Here is a 22,516-nt window from a genome sequence, read left to right on the forward strand (position 1 = left end):
CTCGACGCCGAAGCCCCCGAGCCGCTGATCTCCGGCGTACTCGACTTCGACCGCACCGAATTCGGCGACCCCGCAGCCGACTGGACAATCCGCATGGCCCAAGCCAAACCCGACGAACGCGAGGCGTTCTGGGAGTCCTACGGCCCCCTGGACACCTCACCAACAGCAACCCACCGAGCCCACCTCTACGAAACCCGCCACCTAGCCACCATCCGCCTGGAACGCCACCGCCTAACCAAACCCGCCCCAGTCCACGAAACCTACGCCTCCATGGCAAAGGCCCTCGCCGCCCTCGCCTGAGCGGTCGGCTCAGGTCCGGCGGCCGGTGCGGGCAGCGAAGTCGTCGAGCGCGGTGATGACATCGCGGGCGATCCACGCGCGGTCGCGTCGGCCGGTGGAGATCTGCTTCAGAACCTGTACATCGACGAGCTGATCAATGGCGCGCTGGGCAGCCGGTTGCGACACTGCGAGGTGCTGCCGGACGTACGCGACCGTGACCGCCGGCTGGCTGAGCAGGAGCGGCAGGAGGCGCCGGGCAGCTGAACCCTTGCGTGACGGGACGGTGTCCTGCCACGAGGCGTAGATCCCGGTGAGGTCGCTGACCAGCCTTCGGCCGTTGCCGACGGCAGCAAACGATGCGCGGCTGAACTGCGTGATGATCGGTGTCGGATCGCCGTCGCGGTACGAGCCGAGCGCCGCGAAGTACGCATCGGTGTCGGTGAGCAGGCCCGCGGAGACCGGGACCGTCAGCCGCCTGGTCACGCCGGATCGTCGGAGCATCGCGTGGACCAGTGTGCGGCCGGTGCGGCCGTTGCCGTCGTTGAACGGATGGATCGTCTCGAACTGGGCGTGCGCGATCGAGAGTTGTGTGAGGACAGGGATGTCGGTACGTCGGCAGAACGCGACGAGGTCCTCGAGCAGCGCCGGGACACGCTCGTGCCGTGGTGGAACGAACGTCGCGGTGTGCGGAGTCGGCCCACCGCCGATCCATACCTGCCCGTCCCGGACCATGCCCGGGCGAGCGTAGGACTGATCGTGCATGAGGGCGCGGTGTGCGGCGAGGATCGAGCCGACGCTGAGATCGTCGGCGAGACCGATCGCCTTCTGCATGGCTTCGACGTTGGCTGCGACCAGGCGAGCGTTCTGGCCGGCGGATTCGTTCAGGGTCGCGATCGCCAGCGCCTTGGCCCCTGCTGTGACTCCTTCGATCTGCGATGACGACGCCGACTCGGTGCGTAGCAGGACGACAGCGAGCGGCGCGAGTTCGCCGTCGGCCGCGGGGAGTGAGGCGGCCAGTTCGGCGTCGAAGCGGGAGATCTCGATCAGTGCGTCCTCGGCCGCGGCGGCAACGTCGGACGGGATGTCGAACTGCAGGCCGGCGATGTCCGGCGGAATCGATGCGAGGTACGAACCCCGTGCCTCCGCTCGCTCGCGCCGAGACATCGGCTGACCGACCGCGTCCCACGCGCAACGCTCCCAGCCGACGGATAGTTGGTTCACACCGTCCACTGTATAACTTTGTTCAAGTAAAGTTATACAGAACTCAAGCTGGTGGGACGAATTCGACGCGGACGCCGAGGAGGCGGATGGGGCGGTGGAGGTCGAACTTTTGCAGGAGGGTCAGGGCGGTGGTGGCGATTACTTCGGCGTCCTGGGTGGGGGAGGGGAGTTTGCGGCTCTTGATCGGGGTGTAGAAGTTGACGAAGCGGAGCTTGACCCAGACGCGTTGGATGGTGCGGCCTTCGGCGACGACCTCCTGGGTGACTTCGGTGGCGATGCGGTGGAGTTCGCGTTCGACGGATTCGCGGTCGGCGAGGTCGGTGGGGAACGTCTCCTCGTGACTGCGGGAGACCGGTTCGCGGGGGACGTCGGTGAGTTGGGTGTCGCCGAGACCGCGGCCGAGGGCGGCGTACCAGGTGCCCATCTTGGGGCCGAAGCGCTTCTTCAGTACGTCGACGTCGGCCGCGGCCAGGTCGGCGACCGTCAGCAGGCCGAGTTCGTTGAGGTTGTGCTCCATCCGGGCACCGATGCCCCAGAGGTCGCGGACCGAGCGGTGGTCCATCACCGAGCGCCAGTTCGCGGCGGTCAGCCGGTAGATCCCGGTGCCTTCCCCGGAGCGTTTCGCGAAATTCGTGGCGAGTTTGGCGCGGGTCTTGTTGTCGCCGATGCCGACGCAGCAGGTCAGCCCGGTCCGTTCCAGTACCGCGGCCCGCAGCTCCGCGGCGAGCGTCTCCGGGTCGTCGGTCTCCGCCCCGACGAAGCACTCGTCCCAGCCCCACACCTCGACGACCACCGGGAACGTCCGCAGCGTGTCCATCACCTCGGCCGACGCCGCGTCGTACGCGGCCGGATCCGACGGCAGGAACACCGCGTCGGGACACTTCTTGTACGCCGCCCGCACCGGCATCCCGGAATGTACGCCGAACGCGCGCGCCTCGTACGACGCGGTGGCGACCACCTGTCGTGGCAGGGCCGGATCGCCCGATCCACCGACCACGACAGGCAGCCCGCGAAGTTCAGGCCGGCGCCGGATCTCGACGGCCGCGATGAACTGATCCATGTCCACGTGCAGGACCCACCAGCTCATACCTCACAGGTAACCACATCAGCTGGACGCACTGGAGTACGTCAGTACGCCGCGCCGCCACACCACCCGTACCAGCAGCACCGCCAGGACGGACAGCCCGACTCCGAGCGCCACCGGTGACCACCCGAGGTCGCCCGCCAACGCCCGTACCGGGAACGTCGTCGCGAACGCCACCGGGAACGCGAACGTCAGGAACGTCCGTACGGCGACCGGGAAGAACACCAACGGGTACCGGCCGGCCTCCACCAGGCTCAGGAACACGATCCCGATCGAGTTCACCGACTGCAGCCAGAACGCCAGGAACGACAACGCCGACCACACGCTCGTCAGCAGCACCAGCCCGCAGCACATCAGTACGAAGGCCTGCACGACCTGCCTCGGCCCGAAGCTGATCCCGGTCTGCACCAGCCCGATCACCAGTACGACGATGCCGCTGGCAACGTTCGTCAGCTCCGCGACGTTGATCCACCGGAACGTCAGGTAGAACTGGCTCGACACCGGCCGCAGCAGGACCCCGTCCAGCTCGCCTTCGGTGAGGTACGTCGTCATCCGGTTCAGGTTCGGCGCGACGAACGTGGCGATCAGCCCGGTGACGATCTGGAACACACCGACCAGCGCGATCACCTCCGCCCGCGACCACCCGTGCACCTCGGAGGTGAACCCGAACAGCAGCAGCGTCGGTACGACTCCCAGCCCGAGCTGCACGAGTCCGACGAGCAACGTGGTCAGGAAGTGCGCCCGGTAATGCGTCTCCCGGACGAGGGCCTGCAGGAAGAACCGCCGCCACAGCTTCAGGTGCAGCCAGATCCTCATGCGCCCACCGCCGAGTACGCGCGGATCCCGGCCGCCCACACGGCCCGGGCGAGCACGGCGAGCACGACGACGTACCCGAGCTGGAAGCCGAACCCGCTGAGCAACTCCCGCCCGGTCAGGTGACCGGCGACGATCTCGACCGGGAACGACACCGTGTACCGGAACGGCTGGTGGTCGACGAACGCGCGCGACCAGGACGGCATCAGCGCCAGCGGTACGACGGCACCGGACAGCACGCCCGAGATGATCACCCGGGCCTGCACCAGAGCGCTCACGTCGTCCATCCAGAACGCCAGCGACGCGATCAGGATGTCGATCGTGAACACCAGCACCGCCCCGAGCAGGATGCTGACCACGAACAGCGCCCAGCGCCCCGGGGCGGCCGGGAGGTTCATCGAGTCCCGGAAGATCCACCACACGATGCCGATCATCGGGACCAGCGCGATCAGCTTGAGGAACTTCTCCGACAGGTTGTTCGCGACGAACCCGACCAGCAGCGACGCCGGCCGGATCATCCAGCTGGACAGCTTCCCGAGCCGGATGTCCTGCGCGAGGAATCCCGCCATCCACGACGAGGTCGCCATCGTCACGAAGCCGAGCAGCACGAAGTACGTCGTCACGTACCGCTCGTCGACCGGAAGCTGCGCCCCGCTCGCGAGCGCTGTGCGCCAGATCAGCAGCGAGATGATCGGCACGCAGATGTTCGCGAGCATGAAGATCACCCAGGCCGCCCGGTACACGGACTGCTGCGCGATCTCCGCCGCCGTCATCCGCCGGACGACGCGAAGGTTTCGCGTGATCGTGCTCATGACGCGTCGCCGAGCGTGCTGCGGTGCAGGAACAGGTCGCGCATGATGTCCTCGATGTCGGCGTCCGCGACATCGAGGTCGACGAGCGGGCCGAGCCGGGTCAGCTGCTCCATCACCGCACCGGCGCGCTCGCGTTCGGCCTCGAGCTTCACCGTCGGCCCGGAGGTCTCAACCCCGGTCACCCCGTCCAGCCCCCCGAGCACAACCAGCCGGGAGGCGTCGACCGGCGACGCGTACGTCGCCCGCACCAGCTTGCGCGGGCGCGCCGTACGGACCAGATCGTCCAGCCCACCGTCGAACTGCAGCTGTCCGTGGTCGATGATCATCACCCGCGAGCAGAGCGCCTCGATGTCGTCCATGTCGTGGCTGGTGATCAGGATCGTGGTGCCGCGGAGCCGGTTGACCTCGGCCAGGAACGAACGGACGCGGGCCTTCGCGACCACGTCCAGCCCGATCGTCGGCTCGTCCAGGAACAGGATCTCCGGTCCGTGGACGAGGGCGGCCATCAGCTCGAGCTTCATCCGCTCACCGAGGGAGGTCTTCCGGACCTGCACGTTCAGCAGGTGCTCGACCTCGAGCAGTTCGGCGAGCTCGGCGACGTTGCGGTCGAACTGCGCGGTGGACAGGCCGTATATGTCCTTGTGCAGCAGCAGGCTCTCCATCGCCGGGACGTCCCACCACAGCATGGTCTTCTGGCCCATCACCAGCGCGATCCGGCGCAGGTAGTCGGGTTTGCGATCGGACGGCGTGTGGCCGAGTACGTCGAGGTCGCCGGAGGTCGTGTAGAGCAGACCGGACAGCATCTTCAGCGTGGTCGTCTTGCCGGCACCGTTCGGGCCGAGCAGTCCGACGACCTCACCGCTGCCGATCGTGAACGAGATCTTGTCGACGGCGAGCCGGGTCTCGTACTTACGCCGTACCAGGCTCTTCAACGCACCGCCGAGCCCGGCCCGCTGCTGGTGAAACGTGTAGGTCTTGGTCAGATCATGTGCAGCGATAACAGGCGTCACGGAATGCACCGCTTTCGAGAGAATGTCGGGACCGGGCAGCGTCAACGCGCAAACGCGCAGAGCGCAGGCCACGCACCTCGCCGATCAATCCGCGACGGGTGGTCGACATCGCTCCCTGTGGGTCCTTCCGACGTGCGGCTGCCACCTGACACGGTAATCCGACCCGGAAAGCGTCGTCCAGCAGGTTTTCAGCGCTGGAAGGCGTCCCGGTGCTCGGCGACCCACTGGGCGAACGTCCGCGCCGGGCGGCCGAGTACCTGCTCGACGGTGTCCGTCGGCGCCGCGGCCAGGCCGTGCGCGTACCGGTCCATCAGCGCGTGCGCGAACGCTTCGGGCAGGCCGTTGGCGACCATTCCCCGTACGGCGGCCTCTGCCGGGACCTCCTCGAACCGCAGCGGCAGACCGAGGACCGTGCCGATGCCCTCCACCAGCTGCCGCTGGCTCAGCGCCTCCGGCCCGGTGATCGCGAGCCGCTGCCCGTCCCAGCGATCGTCGAGCAGTACCTCGGCCAGTACGGCGGACACGTCGGCCTCGTCGATCAACGCCTCGGCGAACCCGGCGTACGGCGCCCGGACGACGTCGCCGGACCGGACCTGCGCCCCGAACAGCCCGACCACGTTCGCGGCGAACGACGCCGGCCGTACCGCGACCCACGGCAGCTCACCCGCGACCACCGCCGCCTCGACCTCGCGGTTCCGATCACCGTTCCACCGCGACGGCTGCAACGCCGGATCGTCGTCGACGTTGATCGCCGACATCACCACCACCCGCCGCACGCCGTACTCAGCCGCCAGCTTCACCAGCTCCCCGGCCCGCTCGCCGACCGCCCGCGGGTGCACGAACAGGACGTCGACACCCTCCAAGGCGTCCCGCATCCGATCCACCACAACCCGCCCAACCACCCGAACCGCCGCCCCACGCCCGGCCAGCCCCGAAACCAACGGCCGCCCAACCGTCCCCGTCCCACCAGTCACCAGAATCATCGCCAACCCCTAAATACGAGTCCCATATATTATGATTCCCATACTAACCAGAAGGAGACGAATGAACGAGCTCGAGCTCTCCGCCGGACCCCTGCAGTACGTCGACAGCGGCACCGGCCCGGTCGTCGTACTGCTGCACGGACTCCTGATGGACGCGTCGCTGTGGGACGACGTGATCGCCGACCTGTCCGCGGACCATCGCTGCATCGCGCCCACGCTGCCGTTCGGCGCGCACCGGAAACCGCTGAACGCGGGTGCCGACCTGTCGCTCCCGGGCATCGCCGCACTGGTCGGGGAGCTGCTCGACCGGCTCGACCTGCAGGACGTCGTACTCGTCGGGAATGACACCGGGGGAGCCGTCGTTCAGCTGGTCCTTCGCGAGGAGGCGAAGCGGGTCGCCCGTGCCGTGCTCGCGTCGTGCGAGGCCTTCGACAACCTGCCGCCCGGGCTGACCGGTCGGACGCTCGCGCTGTCCGGCAGGCTGCCGCCCGCGCTGTTCGGCGCGTTCATGCAGCAGCTCCGAGTGCGGGCGGTCCGCCGATCGCCGTTTGCCTTCGGTACGTTGACGAAGCGTGGCGACGCCGCGACCGCCCGCTGGATCCGGCCGGTGCTCGAGCAGTCCGAGATCCGCGCGCAGACAGTACGCATGCTGCGGGCGGTGTTCGCAGATCGCCAGATCCTCGAGAAGGCGGCGCCGGACCTCGCGCGCTTCGACCGTCCGGCGCTGGTGGTCTGGGCGGCCGACGACCGGGTGATGCCGCGCGACCACGGCCGGCGGCTCGCGGACCTGCTGCCACAGGCCGACTTCGAGCTGGTCGAGGACAGCTACACGCTGATCCCGCTCGACCAGCCGACCCGGTTCGCCGACCTGATCAGGCGGTTCGCCTAGAGGGCCTTGCGCATCTGCTGCGAAGTAACGACGTAACCAAGCGAGTCGTACAACGCGATCGCGGTGTGGTTGTCACCGAAGACGTTCAGGTCGAGGGCGGTGTGCCCGCAGCGGCGGCACTCCTGCTCAGCGGCGAGCATGATCGCGCGGCCGTAGCCCTTGCCGCGGTGCGCGGGCGACACCTCGACGCCGTACACGAACGGCGTCCGCGAGCGGGTGCTGATCCACAGACTGCCGACCGGTACGTCGTCCGCGAACGCGGTCCAGATCAGCTGCTGCTCGGTGTCCGGGCCGTCCGGCAGCAGCTTGTCGGTCTCCTGCCGCGAAACGGCCAGCGCCTCCTCCGCGGACAGCCCCCGCTCCGTCCCGATCGCGGTCGCGAACGTGCTCATGGCCTGTTCCTTCCACCCCGGATACTCGGCAGCGGAAATCGGGCGAAGTTCCACTCTCGGTGTAGTCACGCCCCGACGATAAGCCTCGCCTAGTCTGAGCGGCATGGAGTTGACGTTGGAGGTGGCTCAGAAGCTGCTGGCCGCGCAGCCGTTCAGTGTGTTGGTGGGGGCGCGGGTGACTGCGTTCGGGGACGGTGGGGCCACGTTGGAGCTCGACATTCGGGAGGATCTCCAGCAGCAGAACGGGTTTCTGCACGGCGGCGTGCTGAGTTACGCGGCCGACAACGCGCTCACCTTCGCGGGTGGTGCGGCGCTGGGCCCGAATGTGCTGACGGGTGGATTCACCATCAACTACCTGCGGCCGGCGCAAGGCGACGTACTGCGGGCCGTCGCCACGGTCGTGCACGCAACCAGCCGACAAGCGACCTGCACCTGTGAGGTGCGCACCGTCGACGGCGGCACCGAGACCCTGTGCGCGCTGGCCCAGGGCACGGTGATCGCCGTCCGCCGGTGACTACTTGAAGCTGGCCAGGAAGGTCTTCAGGATCGGCCCGGCGGTGTGCGAACCGGACGCGCCGCCCTCGACGATCACCGCGAACGCGACGTCGCCGCGGTAGCCGGCCATCCACGCGTTCGTGGTGACCTTGCCGCCCACCACGACCTCGGCGGTACCGGTCTTCGCCGCGACCGTGCCGCTCCCGGCGAGGACGCTCGCCGTACCGCCGGTGACCGTCGTCCGCATGAACGTCCGCAGCGCCGCCACCGTCGCCGCGGGCAGCGGTGAGGCAGCCGCCCCGGCCGCGTCCTTGCCCGGCACCAGCACCGGCTTCATCGCCGTACCGTGGTCGACCGTCGCGGCCACCAGCGAGATCGCCAGCGGGCTGGCCGTGACGGTGCCCTGGCCGATCATCGACGCGGCCTCCTCGACGTCGTCCTTCGGCGCCGGCACCTGGCCGCCGTACGCGCCGATCGACAGGCCCAGTTCGCGGCCGATGCCGAACATCGCGGCGGCCTTCGTCATCGCGTCCTTCGGCAGCTTCGCGTGCTGCGAGATGAACGCGGTGTTGCAGGACTCGTTGAACGCCTTCTGCATCGTGCCCGCGCCGTACGCGGTGAGACCGTCGTAGTTCTTGAAGGTCTTGCCGAACACGTTGATCGTCGGCGTGCACGGAAGCGGCGTCGTCGTGGTCTCACCGGCACCGAGCAGCGCCGCGGAGGTGACGATCTTGAAGGTCGAACCCGGCGCGTACCGGCCCTGGAACGCGCGGTTGTAGTTCGTCGGCTGCGGGCCGTTCGCCGCGGCGAGGATCTGCCCGGTCGACGCCTGCACCGCGACCAGCGAGGCCGGCAGCTTGCTGGTCGCGAGCGCGGCCTCGGCGGACTTCTGCATATTCGTGTCGAGGGTCGTCTTCACCGGCGTACCGGCGGTGCCCTTCTGCGTGAAGACCGTCTTGATCGTGAGCTTGGTCTTCCCGTCCCGCAACGTGACCGTACCGCCCGGCGTACCGGCGAGCTGCTGCTGGAACGCGTACTGCAGGCCGGTGGCCCCGAGCTGGTCCTGCGCCGACGCCGTCGGGCCGGCGTTCTTCAGCGTGTCCGCGGTCGCGGTCCTCATCGTGCCGATGATCGACTTCGCGAACGTCGAGGTCGGCGGCAGCGACTGGGTGCCGCCCATGGTCAGTACGCCGGGCAGCGCCTGCATCTTCGGCCGCAGCGCGTCCCACTCCTCGGCCCGGATCGTGATCGCGTCCACGAACTGCCCGGCCGGCGCCGCCTTCGCCCGCGCCGCGAGCTTGGCGCCGTCGACCTGCAGGTACTTCGTGAACGCCGCGTAGGTGGCCGCCGTCGCCTTGGTGCCGGACGCGACGCCGACGATCACGACCTGCCGGTTCGCGGTCAGCGCGACGCCGTTGCGGTCCAGGATCGACGCGCGGGCCGGGAGCGCCCGGACCCGCTTCAGGTAGTTGTTGTCGCCGAGGCCCGGGTAGATGGTGTCGCCCGAAGCCTTGATCTTCCAGGTGTCACCGGTCTTCACCGCGGTCGCCGTACTGGTCCACTTCATCGTGCCGATACCGCGCAACTGCGCCTCGACGGCCAGGTTCTGCGTGCAGTTGCTGGCGTCGGAGCACTTCGGGTTGTCCTGCGGGGTGACCGTCACGGTGTTGGCCACCAGCGCGCTGTCGGTGTCGTCGAGACGCTTGGCGAACACGGTCGGGTTATCGGTGAGCGCGCCCGCCGCGTCCGGTTTCCCGTTCGGTGCCCAGGCCTTCACCCAGGCGTCGGCGAACTGCTTGATGACGGCTCCGGACGCGTTCTGCTCGTCGTTCCCGGACTTGCCGCCGCCGGACTTGCCGCCCGAACAACCGGCGGTGATCAGCAGACTACTCAGGCAGACGATCGCAGTGGTTCGCTTCACGTTCCCAACTCTCGCACGACGACGGATGGACACCGGGACACGGCCTTCGGCGTGTGGCTACCTCGGAAACCTACTCAACCTCGCCAAGTACGACGCCCGCACCGGCTCCGGAGTTGGCCGTAAAGCAGGCCTGAATCGGGGGCAAGACGATCCGGGAATTGGTCTGCCGGAATCTGGAACCGCGTTCCACGGCTACCCGGTGCGGCGTATTCTGCTCCTTTGTGACCCGCCTTGCGCTGCACAGCCGCCTGATCCCCGGAACCGAAGAGGCCTACGAGACCGAGCACGCCCGCGTCTGGCCGGAACTGATCACGGTGATGCACGCCGCCGGGATCAGCGACTGGTCGATCTGGCGCAGCGGCCGGGACCTGTTCCACCTGGTCGAGTCCGACGACTACGAGGCGGCGGTCGCGTACCTCCGCGACAACCCCACCGACCAGCGCTGGCAGCAACACATGAGCCAGTTCGTCGAGGGCTTCGCGGAAAACCCCGAAGGCGTCGCCGGTCAGTCGTTGCGGCACGTCTGGACGATGAGCGAGCAGGGCGACTAGTACATCTCCCAGACCAGTACTTCGGCTCCGTCCGGTCCGGCGGTGAGTCGTCCGCCGACGTCGGTCAGCCGTACGGCGTCCGCGGTGCCGAGCGCGGTGTCGTCGAGGGTCGCCGTACCGGTGGCGACGAAGAGATGCAGGTACGGCGCCGTTGGCAGCTGGATCGTGCCGCCCGGGCCCAGTCGTGCCACGGACATCCCGGCGGCCGGCTGGTTGATGTGGATCGCGGTCGATGACGCATGCTTGGCAAGACCCGACGCCACCGGGACCAGCTCGCCGGTGGACAGGTCGAGCTCCGCTTGCTCGTACGACGGCGGCAGGTCGAACCGGTCCGGGCGGACCCACATCTGTACGTAGTGCACCGGGTCGGCACCGTCGTTCCACTCCGAGTGCTGGATACCGGACCCCGCACTCATCCGCTGCGCGAGCCCGGGATGCACCTCACCGCTGTTCCCCTCTGAGTCCCGGTGCGCCAGTGCGCCCCGCAGTACCCAGGTGACGATCTCCAGGTCCTGGTGCGGATGCGTACCGAACCCGGTGCCCGGGGCAACCGTCTCGTCGTTGTGCGCAACCAGAAACCCGAATCCGACGTTGGCCGGATCGTAGTGCGGCCCGAACGAGAACGAGTGCCGCGAGTCCAGCCACTCGCTCGCCGTCCGAAACCGCCCACCCGCCCGCTGGATGTCCACAGCCTTAGTAATACCCCTTCTGCCCGTCGAGCAGTTCGCGCATGGTGTCGAGGTGCCCGAGATGCCGCGCCGTCTCCTCGACCATGTGGATCAGGATCCAGCGCAGCGACGGACGGAACTCCGCGTCCTTGCCAAGGTCGTCCAGCGAGTGCGCCGCGGTGATCTCGTTCGACTGGGCCCACTGCGCGTCGTACTCGTCCAGCAGCTGCGCCAGCGGCACACCGTCCACCCGCCAGTCGGCGCTCTCCGGCTCCTTCCGGAATCCCGGATTGCTCTCCTCCGGTTCGCCCAGGAAGATCACGTTGAGCCAGAGGTGCTCGTTCCAGCGCAGATGCGAGACCAGGCCCGCCGGCGTCATCAACGGTGACGTCGGGAACACCGCCCGATGCTCGTCGGCCGCCGCGAGCCCCTCCAGCTTCCGCCGTACCAGCGCCCGCTGCAGGTCGAGCCACCCCACCACCTGCAGCCGCTCGTCCGCTGTCATTGCCGGCCGCTTCTCGTAGAAGTTCATGCCTGGACAGTAACGACAACGGACTGCGCCGCTCGGTGGGCGGCGCAGTCCGGTCTATGGGGTGAGACGCTTGGTCAGCCGGTTGGGTTCCCGTTGTCGGAGCCGAGGGTTGCGGTGATGGTCTGGGTCTTGCCGCTCCGGGTGATGGTGAGCTTCACCTGATCGCCCGGGCGGTGCGAGCGGACCGCGGCGACCAACGCGTCCCCTGACGCGATCGCCTTGCCGTCCACGGCGGTGACCACATCACCTGACCGCAGACCGGCCTTGTCCGCCGCACCGCCGGACGTAACCTCGCCGAGGCGCGCTCCATTAGTGAGCCCGTCGGAGGACTGCGCGTCGCCGACCGTCACACCGAGCCGCGCATGCGTGGCCTTGCCCTTGGCCACCAGCTCGTCGATGATCGGCTTGGCCTGGTCGATCGGGATTGCGAAGCCCAGGCCAATGCTCCCGCCGGCGGATTGTCCCGATCCGCCCGCGGTTTTGATCGCGCTGTTGATACCGACCACCTGGCCGGCGAGGTCGATCAGGGCGCCGCCGGAGTTCCCCGGATTGATCGCGGCGTCCGTCTGGATTGCTGGGAAGACCGTCGTACTGTCCTGCTGCGAGTCGCCGGACGTCACCGGCCGGTTCAGCGCCGAGACGATGCCGCTGGTCACGGTCGCCTCCAGCCCGTACGGCGAGCCGATCGCGACCACGCCCTGCCCGACGGCCAGCTTCCCGCTCTGGCCGAGGGTGGCCGGCGTCAGGCCGCCGGTGTTCGCGTGGATGACCGCGAGGTCGGTCAGCGGGTCGGTGCCCTTGACCGTGGCCGGTACCGTGCGGCCGTCGTTGAGGATGACGGTCAGCGTCGCGCCCTGCCCGGCGCCCGCGACCACGTGGTTGTTGGTGACGATCAGGCCGTCCTTGCTGATCACGATGCCTGAGCCGGTCGCCTGGCCCTGACTGGACGCGACCGCGATCTTCACGACGCTCGGCAGCACCTTCGCGGCGGCGCTCTGCACGGTGCCGTCGGGCGCCGACGCGGGGGCCGCCTGGTTGCCGTTCAGCGGGGCGGTCACGGACGGGGTGTTCGTGGTGTGGTCGTTGCTGGCCGAGTACACGGCCGCGCCGCCGACACCGCCCGCCGTACCGACGATCAGCGCGGTGAGCGCTACCGCGGCCAGCCCGAGGCGGCGCTTAGGCTTCGGCGCCGTGGCGACGGCCTGCTGTGGTCCGAGGGGCCAGTTCGGGCCCGAAGACGTCCCCTGATGCGTCCCCGGCCCGAACTGCGGGTAAGTGCCCCCACCTGCGGGGTACTGGCCCTGCCGCTGCCCCTGCGGCCCCGAGTCCAGCCGCGGCTGCCCGCCTTGCGGCGCGTACTGCTGCTGCTGATGCTGCCCGTACATCGGCAGCTGCTGCGTCCGCTCCGGTCCTTGCGGTCCCTGCGCATTCTGGCCGGGTTGCGGCTGCGGCTGCTGCGGCTGGTTCTCGGTCATGGCACGTACTTTGTCGGCCGGACCTGAAAACCGCCTGAAGATCCCCTCGGAGTGACCGAAGAACTCCATGAAGATCCTCTGAAGGACCTGTGAGGCTGCTCTCAGCGGGTCTGCGTGGCCGCGTGCGGGAGCCAGAGGGTGAACTGGGCGCCGGCTCCGGGGGCGTTGCGGGCGTAGATCATGCCGCCGTGCTGTTCTGCGGCGTGCTTGACGATGGCGAGGCCGAGGCCGGAGCCGGGGCGGCTGCGGGCTTCGCTGGAGCGATAGAAGCGGTCGAAGACGTGTGGCAGGTCGGCCTCGGCGATGCCGGGGCCGGAGTCGGTGACGGTCAGTACGCCGTCCAGCAGGCGGACCGTGACGTGTCCGACGGGCTCGCCGTCGCTCCGCTGTTCCGCGCCGTCGGGGACGCTGTACTTCGCCGCGTTGTCGAGCAGGTTCATCACGGCGCGGCCGAGCAACCGCTCGTCACCCCAGACCGGGAACGGCGTCAGCTGCACGTCCCACTCCAGTCCGGGTGCGCGTCGACGTACCTTGATCACCGCGTCCTGGACCACGTTCGAGAGCTCGATCAGCTCCGCGTTCCGCACCTGCGGAGTGTCGCGGGCGAGCTCGGTCAGGTCGCCGATCAGCTGGGTCAGCTCGTCCATCTGCGCGCGTACGTCGTCCAGCAGCTGCTGCCGGTCCTCCGGGCGGAGGCCGCCGCGCTTGTCCGCCTGAGCGAGCAGGTCGAGGTTGGTACGGACGCTGGTCAACGGCGTACGCAACTCGTGGCCCGCGTCCCCGACGAGTCGGCGCTGCCGGTCGCGGGACTGCGCGAGCGCACCGAGCATCGCGTTGAACGCCATCGCGAGCCGGGAGATCTCGTCGGTACCGGTGACCGGGATCGGCTTCAGGTCCTCGGTCGCCGCGACATGCTCCGCCGCCCCGGTCAACCGCGCCAACGGCCGCAACCCCGACCGCGCTACCGCGTTCCCGGCCAGCGCTGCCCCGATCACCCCGATCAACCCGAACGCCCACAGAACGATCCCGAGGTTGTGCAAGGTCTGGTCGATGGGCCCCAAGGACTGCGCCACCACCAACGCACCAGGCTGGAGGAAGTCGGGTTCGAGGTCGCAGCGGGTGTCAACCGGACAGAAGCGTGCAGGTACGGCGACCACCCGGAAATGTGTGCTGGTGCTCCGGACGCCCACCGTCCGCACGCTCGCCTGGTCGCCCTGGGAGCGAGCGATCTGCAGTTCGTCGGAGCCCATCGGCGGGAGCGGGCTGTGCGCGGCGCCGTACTGCTCGCCATCCGCACCGAGTACCCCGACGCGGATGTCGCTCAGGCCGAGAGCGTCGGAGGGGACGTTCTGAAGGATCGTGAGGTTGGTCAGGACACCCTTCTGAGCCGCCTGGACTGCGCGCTGCGTGAGGCTGTTGTCGAGGTTTTGGTACATCTGTTGGCGCACGGTGATGTACGCCGCCACGCTGACGATCGCCACCGCCAGGCCGACCGCGACCGCGGCGAGCAGGGTGACGCGGGCGTGCAGGCTCAGTTTATGGAGGGTCTCGTTCCACCAGGTCTGGGTGCGTGCGGCGGTCGCCGCCACCCGGTTGCCGTTGCCGTTGGCAACAGGCTGCGGCGGAGCCGGCGGTTGCTGCTGAGCAGGCTGCTGCGGACCGTCGGCGTACGACGGGAAGTCCTGGGGGTGTTGCTGGCTCACGGTGGGGTGTCTCTCAGTACGTACCCGATGCCGCGCACGGTGTGGATCAGGCGCGGCAGACCGTTCACCTCGGTCTTGCGGCGCAGGTAGCCGATGTAGACCTCGAGCGAGTTCGCCGTGGTCGGGAAGTCGTAGCCCCAGACGGCGTCCAGGATGACGGCCCGCTCCAGCACGCGGCGCGGGTTCCGGATCAGCAGCTCGAGCAGCGAGAACTCGGTGCGGGTGAGCTGGATCGCCACGTCGCCGCGGTGCACCTCGTGCGCGTCGACGTCGACCACGAGGTCGCCGTACTGCAGCACCTCGCCGCGCTGACCGCCCTCGCCGGGGGCGGTGCTGCGGCGCAGCAGGGCGCGCAGCCGGGCGAGCAGCTCCTCCAGCGCGAACGGCTTCGTCAGGTAGTCGTCGCCGCCCGCGTCCAGCCCGTCGACCCGGTCCGCGACCGCGTCCCGCGCGGTCAGCACCAGGATCGGCACGTTGTTGCCGGCGGCCCGCAACGCCTTGGTGGTCTCCAGCCCGTCCAGCCGCGGCATCATCACGTCCATCACCACGACGTCCGGCTCGACGTTCCCGATCACCGCGAGCGCCTCGGCGCCGTCGGACGCGGTCACCACCTCGAAGTCGTTGAACTCCAGCGAACGGCGCAGCGAGTCCCGGACCGCCCGGTCGTCGTCCACCACCAGTACCCGCATGTCTTGCCCCGCTCCGCTCGAAGTTCCGCCACCGAGAGTAAGTCGCTTCTGTGAGAATCGCCTGAGAACCCGCTGATCGCTCGCACAACACCTCCGGCCCACCTTAGGTTGCCACTCCTGGGCGTTCTCGACGCCCGCGCGGAGCGGACCTGGATCACGAGGTGGGCAGAGCGCGGCGGTTGGGTTCCAGGCGCGGGGCAGCGACCTGGAAGTCGCGCTGTCGGTCAAGGCGATGCCTGGCACGGTCGGCATGGCGCAGGCCTCTACGTTCAGCTGAACTGCGGTACGACGTCCTCCGCGAAGCGCTGCATCGGCTCGTGGTCGTACGCGACCCCGGGGATGTACGAGATCACGTAGTCGATCCCGGCCTCGGCCAGCCGCTCCACGTGCTCGGTGAGCTTCTTCGTCGTGATCACGTCCGCCAGCACATGGGAGGTCCCGCCGGAGCCGATCTCCAGGAACTCTTCCAGGCTGTACCGCCCACGGGCCTTGGCCGTCGCGGTCTCGGGATCGGCGCCCGCCTCGATCGGGAACACGTTCAGGCTGGTCGACTTGGTGATCTCGTCGTAGTCGCGGCCGACCTTCTCGCAGTGCCGACGGAGGACGGCGAGCTTCCGTTCGATGACGTCGACGCGTCCAGTGCCGAAGTTGCAGGCGTCGCCGTACTGGGCAACCAGTCGCAAGGTAACGCGTTCACCGCCGCCTCCGATCCAGAGTTTCGGCCTGCGTCGCGGCTCGACGAACGGCTTGTCGACCGAGTGGTACTGCCCCTCGAACACCACGTCGTCCTCGGTCCACAGCCGGTGCAGCAGCTCGACGGCCTCGACGAACGAACCCATCCGTTCCTTCTGGCTCGTCCACGGGTAGCCGTAGGCCTTCCACTCGTGCTCCGACCAGCCGGCGCCCAGCCCGGCGAACATGCGCCCGTGGCTCGCGACATCAACGGTGGCGGCCATCTTGGCGACCAGGGCCGGGTTGCGGTACCCGTTGCAGCCGACCAGTTGGCCTAGGTTCACTCGCGACGTGTCGCGCGCCAGGGCAGCCGTCGTGGTCCACAGCTCGAAGACGGTCTCGCGGGTGGGCTCAGGAACGGTGTGGAAGTGGTCGAACAACCAGATCGAGTCCCACGGACCCGCGTCGGCCGCCCTGGCCACGGCGGTCATGGCCTCCCATTGCTCGACCGGGTCCGCCAGCTCGGCCAGATCCATCCGCCAGCCCTGCGGTACGAACACACCGAACTTCATGCGGTCCTCCGGGAGATTGCGACTCCAGTCAGGCACAGCGCCCCACCGGCCAGGGCCGGCACGGCCGGGGTCTCGCCCAGGAGCAGCCAACCGAGCACGATCGCGACAACCGGTACGGCGTACACGGTGACGCCCATCCGTCCCGCACTGGTACGGCGAAGCGCGAAGGCCCACGTGGTGAAGCCGAGAGCGGTGGGGAACGCAGCCAGGTACACAACCCACCAGACGGTCGCGGCGTCCGTGGTGTGGAGCTCGTCGACCAGCGTCGGTGCGAACGGGAGGCAGACGACCGCTCCGATCGTGCAGGCGAGCCAGGTGACCTCGGCGGCCGGCAGCCGGCTGAGCAGGGGCTTCTGGGTGACCACGCCGACGGCGTACGAGATCGCGGCGACGAGGCAGAGGACGACGCCCCAGGTCTCGGCGCGGCCGTTCGACGTCGACGTACCGATCACGACGATGCCCGCGAACGCGACCAGGCCGCCGATCACGAGCTGCCGCGGGAAGCCTTCACCGAGGCCCAAGCCCGCGAGTACGGCGATGAGCAGCGGGGCGATGTGCACCAGCATGGCCGCCGTACCGGCATCGAGGCGGCGCTCGGCCTCGTTGAGGGCGATGTTGTAGACGCCGAACCACAAGACGCCGCAGGCGATCAATGGCAGCCAGTCGCGGTGTGCGGGCCACCGCCGTACAGCCGCCGGTCGGGGGCGAGTGAAGAGGAGGGCGCCGAGGAAGATGCTGCCGAGGCCCAGCCGGGCCAGCGACAGGGCGCCGGCGGAGATCTCGGTGCCGACGTGGCGGATGGCGACGAAGGACGAGCCCCAGAGGACGACGGTCACGGCAGCGGCGCCGGTGGCGAGACCTGCCCGGGGCGAGGCTTCTGCGAGGGTTGGCACCCCACTACCGTAGGAACGGGGTCTGCGCGTTTCCATGGCAGATCGGAGCCTGGGAGGCAGCTTTGCTTACCGAAATGAGAAGTGGTGTGCTGGACGACTTGAACATCCGGATCCTGGAGGAGCTGTCCGCGGATCCGAGGTTGCGGACCACCGAGCTGGCCCGGCGGCTCGGGGTGTCCACGCCGACGGTGCGGGAGCGGGTCGGGCGGCTGGAGGAGACCGGGGTGATCCGCGGGTACCGGCTCGACGTCGACCCGGCCGCGCTCGGGCGGCCCGTCGCCGCCTGGGTCCGGCTGCGCCCCGGGCCGAACCAGATCCCGAAGATCGTCGCGCTCGCCGAGCGCACTCCGGAGGTGGTCGAGTGCCACCGCATCTCCGGCGAGGACTGCTTCCTGCTCCGCGTCCAGGTCCCCGAGATCGCCTCGCTGGAGACCGTCCTCGACAGGTTCCTGCCGCACGGCCAGACCACCAGCTCGTTCATCGTCTCCACTCCGGTGCCGCCACGGAGCGTGCCGCTGTCCGCTGGGTGAACCCCAACCACCCTCGGGAGTGGTCTGCATCACTAGTCTGGTGGCGATTTCAGCGACGTTCCCGGAAGGACCCTGGACCATGGCTGTCCGCAGAGTTGCCCTGCTCACCGCCGGCGGGCTTGCGCCCTGCCTGTCGTCCGCCGTCGGCGGACTGATCGAGCGCTACACCGAGGTGGCGCCCGACGTGGAGATCATCGCCTACCTGAACGGGTACCACGGCCTGCTCAGCGGCCGGTTCCTGACCGTCACCCCCGAGGTGCGGGAGAAGGCGGCGCTGCTGCACAAGTTCGGCGGCAGCCCGATCGGCAACAGCCGGGTGAAGCTGACCAACACCGCCGACCTGGTCAAGCGTGGCCTGATCCAGGACGGGCAGAACGCCCTCCAGGTGGCTGCCGAGCGGCTGGTCACGGACGGTGTCGACGTACTGCACACGATCGGCGGCGACGACACCAACACCACCGCCGCCGACCTCGCGGCGTACCTGCACGAGCACGACTACGACCTGACCGTGGTCGGGCTGCCGAAGACCATCGACAACGACGTCGTCCCGATCCGGCAGAGCCTGGGTGCCTGGACCGCTGCCGAGCAGGGCGCGCTGTACGCGAAGAACATCATCGCCGAGCACAGCTCGAACCCGCGGATGCTGATCGTCCACGAGGTGATGGGACGGAACTGCGGCTGGTTGACCGCGGCAACGGCCCAGGCCTACCAGCAGTGGGTCGACGAGCAGGAGTGGAACCCCGGCATCGGCCTGGACAAGGCCGGCTGGTCGGTGCACGCGGTGTACGTGCCGGAGGCAACGATCGACCTGGACGCCGAGGCGGAGCGGCTGCGGAAGGTGATGGACGCCGAGGACTGCGTGAACATCTTCCTGTCCGAGGGTGCCGGCGTACCGTCGATCGTGGCCCAGATGGAGGCCCGCGGCGAGGAGGTCGGCCGGGACCCGTTCGGGCACGTCAAGCTGGACACGATCAACCCGGGCGCGTGGTTCGCGAAGCAGTTCGCGGAGCGGATCGGTGCCGAGAAGACGATGGTGCAGAAGAGCGGCTACTTCAGCCGGTCGGCAGCGGCGAACGACCGCGACCTGGCGCTGATCAAGGAGTGCACCGACTACGCCGTGGACGCGGCGCTGCGCGGTGAGTCCGGCGTGGTCGGCCACGACGAGGAGCGCGGCGACGAGCTGCGCGCGATCGAGTTCCCGCGGATCGCCGGCGGCAAGGAGTTCGACCCGGGCGTGGAGTGGTTCGTCACGCTGAAGTCGGAGATCGGTCAGGCCTGATCTCTCAGGCGGTCGACCCAGTCGTCGGCCGCCTTCTCCAGTTGGGCGAGGACCTCGTCGAAGTCGTCGTCCTCGCCGTAGTACGGATCCGGTACGTCGTCGCGCGCGAACAACCGCGCCGCGACGCCGTACCGGTCCAGCGTCTCCAGGTGACCTGAGTCCATCGCGAGGACCAGGTCTCGCTCCCAGGACCGTTGGTACTGCTGGGCGCGGTGCGTGGTCCCGTCGTACCCGCGCCGTCGCAGCGCTGCCGCCGCGCGCGGGTCCATCCGGTCGCCGATGTGCCAGCCGCCTGTACCCGAGCTGGTCACCACCACGCCGTCGACACCCGCCCCGGCGAGCTTGGCGCGCAGGACGACCTCGCCCATCGGCGAGCGGCAGATGTTCCCGGTGCAGACGATCTCGACCCGCACTAGTGGAGCTCGGCCTTCTCCGGCAGCACCGCGTTGATGATCATGCCGACGACGCTGATGATCAGCGCGCCCCAGAGCGCGGACCAGAAGCCGGCCACATGGAACTGGACGTCCAGCTTGCCGGTGATCCAGGACGTCAGCAGCAGCATCGCCGCGTTGATCACGAAGGTCAGCAGGCCGAGCGTGAGGATCAGCAGCGGGAAGGACAGTATCTTCACCACCGGCTTCACGATCGCGTTCACGACCCCGAAGATCGCGGCGACGATCAGCAGCGTGAGCACCCGCTTGCTGGTGGTAGCGCCCTGCAGCGTGATCCCACCGACGAGCCAGGCTGCCACCGCGAGTGCGACGGCGTTCGCCAGCAACCTGATGATCAAGTTCTTCATACCCTCGATCCTCCCACTCAGGCGGTAGCACCACGCTCCGTACACACCCTGGTCGAACCCTGGGTCTTGACATCGAAAATGACCAAGTGATCTGATCATTTTCATGAAACGGCCCCTGGTAGCGGTTGTCGCGTTGTCCCTGACGGCAGCGAGCCTCGCTGTCCCCGCCGCCTCGGCGGCCCCGGCGAGCTGCAGCGCCGTGCAGACGAACTGGACCGCCCGGACGACCCCGCACGCCGCGCCCGAGGGCCTGCTGAACGCGTACAGCAACACCGGCAAGGGCTGGACGGGTGCGGACAGCACGTACTCCGTGGCGCTGTCCGGAGGTCGTACGGCGTGGATCTTCTCCGACACGTTCCTCGGCCCGGTGAACGCGGACGGCAGCCGCCCGACCACGGCGCCGTTCATCAACAACTCGTTCGTGATCCAGCACGGCACCGACCTCAAGACGGTCACCGGCGGTACGGCGGCGAACCCCACGGCGCTGGTTCCGCCGCCGTCCAACGGCTGGTACTGGTTCGGCGCCGCGCAGACGAGTCACGCCGGCCAGGACCTCGACGTGGTCGCCCTGCGGTTCGAGAAGACCGGTACGGGTCAGTGGGACTGGCGGTGGGCCAGCAACTACCTGGCGCGCTTCGACAGCAAGACCTTCAAGCTGAAGTCCCTGACCCCGCTCCCGTCCGCTGCGAACGTGCAGTGGTCCGGCTGGCTGCTCCGCGACCAGGGCTACACGTACGTGTACGGCGTCGAGGACCTGGGCGCCGCGAAGTACCAGCACGTCGCCCGGGTGCGGGGCGACGACCTGACCGCGAAGTCGTGGGAGTACTGGACCGGGTCGGGCTGGTCTGCGGACGAGACGGCCTCCGCCCGGGTGATGGAAGGCGTGGCCAACGAGCACAGCGTGACCCGTTGGGGTGACGGATACCTGCTGGTGACGCACAACACCAAGGAGCTCTTCAGCAAGAGCGTCCTCGGGTACTTCTCCTGCTCACCGACCGGTCCGTGGGTCAAGCCTGTGGAGCTGTACCAGACCCCGGAAACCGGCGGAAACATCATCACCTACAACTCACACGAGCACCCGGACCTCCGGCGCGGTACGTCGCTGCTGGTGAGCTACAACGTCAACAGCCTGGTCAGTGACGAGCTGTACGGCGACGTGAGCATCTACCGGCCCCGCTTCCTCTCGGTCACGCTGGCGGCGGCCCAGTGAGCGCGTCCGGTGGCGTCGTACGGCGCAGTCTTCTGGACGATCTGGCGACGTCCATGCTGACCCTGATCGCGGAGCGGAAGCTGGCGCCCGGCGACCAGTTCGAGGCGGTGCGGTCGCTGGCGGAGCGGTTCAAGGTCGCCGTACCGACTGTCCGCGAGGCACTGCGCCGGCTGGAGGCGACCGGAGCTGTGGAGCTCCGGCACGGCTCCGGTGTGTACGTCGGCCCGAACGTCGGCCGGCTGGTCCTGGCGAACCCGCTGGCGCTGGAACCGAGCCCGGCCCGGCTGGTGGAGCTGCTACAGGCACGGGCCCTGATCGAGCCGCCTGTGGCCGCGCTGGCCGCGAAGACCCGCGCTGAGGAGCCGCTCGAGCAGATGGGCAAGGACCTGGACGCTGCGGCGGAGCTGATCGCCTCCGGAGACCACACGCGGCTGGCCGAGGTCAACATGGACTTCCACCGCTCACTGGCGCTGGCGTCCGGCAACGCGACGCTGGCCGAAGTGGTCGAGTCCGTCACGGTTGTGAACGCCCGCGAACAGCTGGAGATCCTGCACATCCACGGCGACCGCGAGGCCGACCTGGACGAGCACCGCGCGATCTACGACGCGATCCGGTCCGGCGATCCCGACCTGGCCGAACTGCTCACCCGCGAGCACCTGGACGGCGTCCTGGCCGTCATCAACGAACGACTTCAGCATCCCTGAGCTGGAAGGACGCAACATGCAACGCAACAACCGCAAGGCGCTGGCGGCGCTGGTGATCGCCGGCGCGCTCGCGCTGTCGGCCTGTGGCGGCGGGGCCAAACCCGGTAAGGCAAGCGAGGACACGCCGGTCGACTCGCTGAAGTTCTACAACGACAAGGGCGGCTGGAAGGACGCGTTCACACAGGTCGGCGCGGCCAGCAAGAAGGACATCGGCGTCGGCATGGAGCCGGTCGGGTACTCCGACTCGAACACGTACACGGCGTTCATCCGGTCCTCGTTCCGGACCAAGGAGAAGGCCGACCTGTTCACCTGGCACACCGGCAAGGAGCTTCAGGATCTG

Annotated in this window: 24 protein-coding genes and 2 pseudogenes; 9 read left to right on the top strand and 17 right to left on the bottom strand. The window is 68.7% G+C overall.

Going from position 1 to position 22,516, the window contains the following annotated elements; all coding sequences use genetic code 11:
• Positions 1 to 300 (top strand): annotated as a pseudogene (locus VFF46_RS06550) (aminoglycoside phosphotransferase family protein); the annotation flags it as partial.
• A gap of 9 nt (positions 301 to 309) precedes the next feature.
• On the opposite strand, the gene VFF46_RS06555 reads toward VFF46_RS06550, so the two are convergent.
• The 6 genes from VFF46_RS06555 to VFF46_RS06580 form a co-directional block, all read right to left on the bottom strand.
• The gene (locus VFF46_RS06555) at positions 310 to 1,500 is read right to left on the bottom strand and encodes a Fic family protein (RefSeq protein ID WP_325036115.1); all 1,191 of its coding nucleotides are present in this window, start codon (positions 1,498 to 1,500) and stop codon (positions 310 to 312) included.
• 43 nt (positions 1,501 to 1,543) lie between these two features.
• Entirely contained in the window at positions 1,544 to 2,587 is a 1,044-nt protein-coding gene (locus VFF46_RS06560) for a DNA polymerase IV (RefSeq protein WP_325036116.1), read from the bottom strand.
• Between the two features lie 18 nt (positions 2,588 to 2,605).
• A complete protein-coding gene (locus VFF46_RS06565) occupies positions 2,606 to 3,400 on the bottom strand; it encodes an ABC transporter permease (protein ID WP_325036117.1) in 795 nt (264 codons plus the stop codon).
• On the bottom strand, positions 3,397 to 4,209 hold the full coding sequence (locus tag VFF46_RS06570; protein ID WP_325036118.1) for an ABC transporter permease: 813 nt from the start codon (positions 4,207 to 4,209) through the stop codon (positions 3,397 to 3,399). The genes VFF46_RS06565 and VFF46_RS06570 overlap by 4 nt, the downstream gene beginning before the upstream one ends.
• The gene (locus VFF46_RS06575) at positions 4,206 to 5,219 is read right to left on the bottom strand and encodes an ABC transporter ATP-binding protein (RefSeq protein WP_325036119.1); all 1,014 of its coding nucleotides are present in this window, start codon (positions 5,217 to 5,219) and stop codon (positions 4,206 to 4,208) included. The genes VFF46_RS06570 and VFF46_RS06575 overlap by 4 nt, the downstream gene beginning before the upstream one ends.
• Before the next feature lie 188 nt (positions 5,220 to 5,407).
• Positions 5,408 to 6,094: an NAD(P)H-binding protein gene (locus VFF46_RS06580; RefSeq protein ID WP_325036120.1), complete on the bottom strand. Its 687-nt coding sequence runs from the start codon at positions 6,092 to 6,094 to the stop codon at positions 5,408 to 5,410.
• A gap of 169 nt (positions 6,095 to 6,263) precedes the next feature.
• On the opposite strand from VFF46_RS06580, the gene VFF46_RS06585 reads away from it, so the two are divergent.
• The gene (locus VFF46_RS06585) at positions 6,264 to 7,091 is read left to right on the top strand and encodes an alpha/beta hydrolase (RefSeq protein ID WP_325036121.1); all 828 of its coding nucleotides are present in this window, start codon (positions 6,264 to 6,266) and stop codon (positions 7,089 to 7,091) included.
• Here the strand turns inward: VFF46_RS06585 and VFF46_RS06590 are convergent.
• On the bottom strand, positions 7,088 to 7,483 hold the full coding sequence (locus VFF46_RS06590) for a GNAT family N-acetyltransferase (protein WP_325036122.1): 396 nt from the start codon (positions 7,481 to 7,483) through the stop codon (positions 7,088 to 7,090). The two genes, VFF46_RS06585 and VFF46_RS06590, sit on opposite strands and share 4 nt — an antisense overlap.
• A 103-nt stretch (positions 7,484 to 7,586) precedes the next feature.
• On the opposite strand from VFF46_RS06590, the gene VFF46_RS06595 reads away from it, so the two are divergent.
• The gene (locus tag VFF46_RS06595) at positions 7,587 to 7,997 is read left to right on the top strand and encodes a PaaI family thioesterase (protein ID WP_325036123.1); all 411 of its coding nucleotides are present in this window, start codon (positions 7,587 to 7,589) and stop codon (positions 7,995 to 7,997) included.
• Here the strand turns inward: VFF46_RS06595 and VFF46_RS06600 are convergent, their stop codons facing one another.
• Positions 7,998 to 9,899: a penicillin-binding transpeptidase domain-containing protein gene (locus VFF46_RS06600; protein ID WP_325036124.1), complete on the bottom strand. Its 1,902-nt coding sequence runs from the start codon at positions 9,897 to 9,899 to the stop codon at positions 7,998 to 8,000.
• A gap of 221 nt (positions 9,900 to 10,120) precedes the next feature.
• Here VFF46_RS06600 and VFF46_RS06605 point away from each other — a divergent pair, with 221 nt between their 5' ends.
• On the top strand, positions 10,121 to 10,450 hold the full coding sequence (locus VFF46_RS06605; RefSeq protein ID WP_209696551.1) for an L-rhamnose mutarotase: 330 nt from the start codon (positions 10,121 to 10,123) through the stop codon (positions 10,448 to 10,450).
• Here the strand turns inward: VFF46_RS06605 and VFF46_RS06610 are convergent.
• The 7 genes from VFF46_RS06610 to VFF46_RS06640 form a co-directional block, all read right to left on the bottom strand.
• Positions 10,447 to 11,139: a pirin family protein gene (locus tag VFF46_RS06610; RefSeq protein ID WP_325036125.1), complete on the bottom strand. Its 693-nt coding sequence runs from the start codon at positions 11,137 to 11,139 to the stop codon at positions 10,447 to 10,449. The genes VFF46_RS06605 and VFF46_RS06610 overlap by 4 nt on opposite strands.
• 4 nt (positions 11,140 to 11,143) lie before the next feature.
• Positions 11,144 to 11,650, bottom strand: coding sequence for a DinB family protein (locus VFF46_RS06615; protein ID WP_325036126.1), 507 nt, complete (start codon positions 11,648 to 11,650; stop codon positions 11,144 to 11,146).
• Between the two features lie 74 nt (positions 11,651 to 11,724).
• The gene (locus VFF46_RS06620; RefSeq protein ID WP_325036127.1) at positions 11,725 to 13,125 is read right to left on the bottom strand and encodes a S1C family serine protease; all 1,401 of its coding nucleotides are present in this window, start codon (positions 13,123 to 13,125) and stop codon (positions 11,725 to 11,727) included.
• Between the two features lie 101 nt (positions 13,126 to 13,226).
• Positions 13,227 to 14,828, bottom strand: coding sequence for a HAMP domain-containing sensor histidine kinase (locus VFF46_RS06625; RefSeq protein ID WP_325036128.1), 1,602 nt, complete (start codon positions 14,826 to 14,828; stop codon positions 13,227 to 13,229).
• The gene (locus tag VFF46_RS06630) at positions 14,825 to 15,517 is read right to left on the bottom strand and encodes a response regulator transcription factor (RefSeq protein WP_325036129.1); all 693 of its coding nucleotides are present in this window, start codon (positions 15,515 to 15,517) and stop codon (positions 14,825 to 14,827) included. Before VFF46_RS06630 ends, VFF46_RS06625 begins: the two co-directional genes overlap by 4 nt.
• A 269-nt stretch (positions 15,518 to 15,786) precedes the next feature.
• Positions 15,787 to 16,761 (bottom strand): LLM class F420-dependent oxidoreductase, encoded by a 975-nt coding sequence (locus tag VFF46_RS06635; RefSeq protein WP_325036130.1) that lies wholly within the window; start codon positions 16,759 to 16,761, stop codon positions 15,787 to 15,789.
• Positions 16,758 to 17,654 (bottom strand): DMT family transporter, encoded by an 897-nt coding sequence (locus VFF46_RS06640; RefSeq protein WP_325036131.1) that lies wholly within the window; start codon positions 17,652 to 17,654, stop codon positions 16,758 to 16,760. The genes VFF46_RS06635 and VFF46_RS06640 overlap by 4 nt, the downstream gene beginning before the upstream one ends.
• A gap of 86 nt (positions 17,655 to 17,740) precedes the next feature.
• On the opposite strand from VFF46_RS06640, the gene VFF46_RS06645 reads away from it, so the two are divergent.
• Both VFF46_RS06645 and VFF46_RS06650 read left to right on the top strand, forming a co-directional pair.
• On the top strand, positions 17,741 to 18,184 hold the full coding sequence (locus VFF46_RS06645; protein WP_325036132.1) for an Lrp/AsnC family transcriptional regulator: 444 nt from the start codon (positions 17,741 to 17,743) through the stop codon (positions 18,182 to 18,184).
• A 79-nt stretch (positions 18,185 to 18,263) separates the two neighbouring features.
• Entirely contained in the window at positions 18,264 to 19,463 is a 1,200-nt protein-coding gene (locus VFF46_RS06650) for a pyrophosphate--fructose-6-phosphate 1-phosphotransferase (RefSeq protein ID WP_325036133.1), read from the top strand.
• Here the strand turns inward: VFF46_RS06650 and VFF46_RS06655 are convergent.
• Both VFF46_RS06655 and VFF46_RS06660 read right to left on the bottom strand, forming a co-directional pair.
• Positions 19,454 to 19,876, bottom strand: a complete 423-nt coding sequence (locus VFF46_RS06655) for a low molecular weight protein-tyrosine-phosphatase (RefSeq protein WP_325036134.1) — start codon at positions 19,874 to 19,876, stop codon at positions 19,454 to 19,456. The genes VFF46_RS06650 and VFF46_RS06655 overlap by 10 nt on opposite strands.
• Positions 19,876 to 20,262 (bottom strand): phage holin family protein, encoded by a 387-nt coding sequence (locus VFF46_RS06660; RefSeq protein WP_325036135.1) that lies wholly within the window; start codon positions 20,260 to 20,262, stop codon positions 19,876 to 19,878. The genes VFF46_RS06655 and VFF46_RS06660 overlap by 1 nt, the downstream gene beginning before the upstream one ends.
• Before the next feature lie 103 nt (positions 20,263 to 20,365).
• Here VFF46_RS06660 and VFF46_RS06665 point away from each other — a divergent pair, with 103 nt between their 5' ends.
• The 3 genes and pseudogenes from VFF46_RS06665 to VFF46_RS06675 form a co-directional block, all read left to right on the top strand.
• A complete protein-coding gene (locus VFF46_RS06665; RefSeq protein ID WP_325036136.1) occupies positions 20,366 to 21,472 on the top strand; it encodes a DUF4185 domain-containing protein in 1,107 nt (368 codons plus the stop codon).
• Positions 21,469 to 22,176: a FadR/GntR family transcriptional regulator gene (locus VFF46_RS06670; RefSeq protein ID WP_325036138.1), complete on the top strand. Its 708-nt coding sequence runs from the start codon at positions 21,469 to 21,471 to the stop codon at positions 22,174 to 22,176. The genes VFF46_RS06665 and VFF46_RS06670 overlap by 4 nt, the downstream gene beginning before the upstream one ends.
• 16 nt (positions 22,177 to 22,192) lie before the next feature.
• Positions 22,193 to 22,516: pseudogene (locus tag VFF46_RS06675) on the top strand (carbohydrate ABC transporter substrate-binding protein); the annotation flags it as partial.

The sequence above is a fragment of the Kribbella sp. genome, from assembly GCF_035655035.1.
Classification (GTDB): domain Bacteria; phylum Actinomycetota; class Actinomycetes; order Propionibacteriales; family Kribbellaceae; genus Kribbella.

Excerpts from the sequence above, each read along its gene's own strand:
- VFF46_RS06560 (WP_325036116.1), bottom strand. The coding sequence starts at position 2,587 with ATGAGCTGGTGGGTCCTGCACGTGGACATGGATCAGTTCATCGCGGCC.
- VFF46_RS06565 (WP_325036117.1), bottom strand. The coding sequence starts at position 3,400 with ATGAGGATCTGGCTGCACCTGAAGCTGTGGCGGCGGTTCTTCCTGCAG.
- VFF46_RS06570 (WP_325036118.1), bottom strand. The coding sequence starts at position 4,209 with ATGAGCACGATCACGCGAAACCTTCGCGTCGTCCGGCGGATGACGGCG.
- VFF46_RS06580 (WP_325036120.1), bottom strand. The coding sequence starts at position 6,094 with ATGCGGGACGCCTTGGAGGGTGTCGACGTCCTGTTCGTGCACCCGCGG.
- VFF46_RS06585 (WP_325036121.1), top strand. The coding sequence starts at position 6,264 with ATGAACGAGCTCGAGCTCTCCGCCGGACCCCTGCAGTACGTCGACAGC.
- VFF46_RS06590 (WP_325036122.1), bottom strand. The coding sequence starts at position 7,483 with ATGAGCACGTTCGCGACCGCGATCGGGACGGAGCGGGGGCTGTCCGCG.
- VFF46_RS06595 (WP_325036123.1), top strand. The coding sequence starts at position 7,587 with ATGGAGTTGACGTTGGAGGTGGCTCAGAAGCTGCTGGCCGCGCAGCCG.
- VFF46_RS06615 (WP_325036126.1), bottom strand. The coding sequence starts at position 11,650 with ATGAACTTCTACGAGAAGCGGCCGGCAATGACAGCGGACGAGCGGCTG.
- VFF46_RS06620 (WP_325036127.1), bottom strand. The coding sequence starts at position 13,125 with ATGACCGAGAACCAGCCGCAGCAGCCGCAGCCGCAACCCGGCCAGAAT.
- VFF46_RS06630 (WP_325036129.1), bottom strand. The coding sequence starts at position 15,517 with ATGCGGGTACTGGTGGTGGACGACGACCGGGCGGTCCGGGACTCGCTG.
- VFF46_RS06635 (WP_325036130.1), bottom strand. The coding sequence starts at position 16,761 with ATGAAGTTCGGTGTGTTCGTACCGCAGGGCTGGCGGATGGATCTGGCC.
- VFF46_RS06650 (WP_325036133.1), top strand. The coding sequence starts at position 18,264 with ATGGCTGTCCGCAGAGTTGCCCTGCTCACCGCCGGCGGGCTTGCGCCC.
- VFF46_RS06660 (WP_325036135.1), bottom strand. The coding sequence starts at position 20,262 with ATGAAGAACTTGATCATCAGGTTGCTGGCGAACGCCGTCGCACTCGCG.
- VFF46_RS06665 (WP_325036136.1), top strand. The coding sequence starts at position 20,366 with ATGAAACGGCCCCTGGTAGCGGTTGTCGCGTTGTCCCTGACGGCAGCG.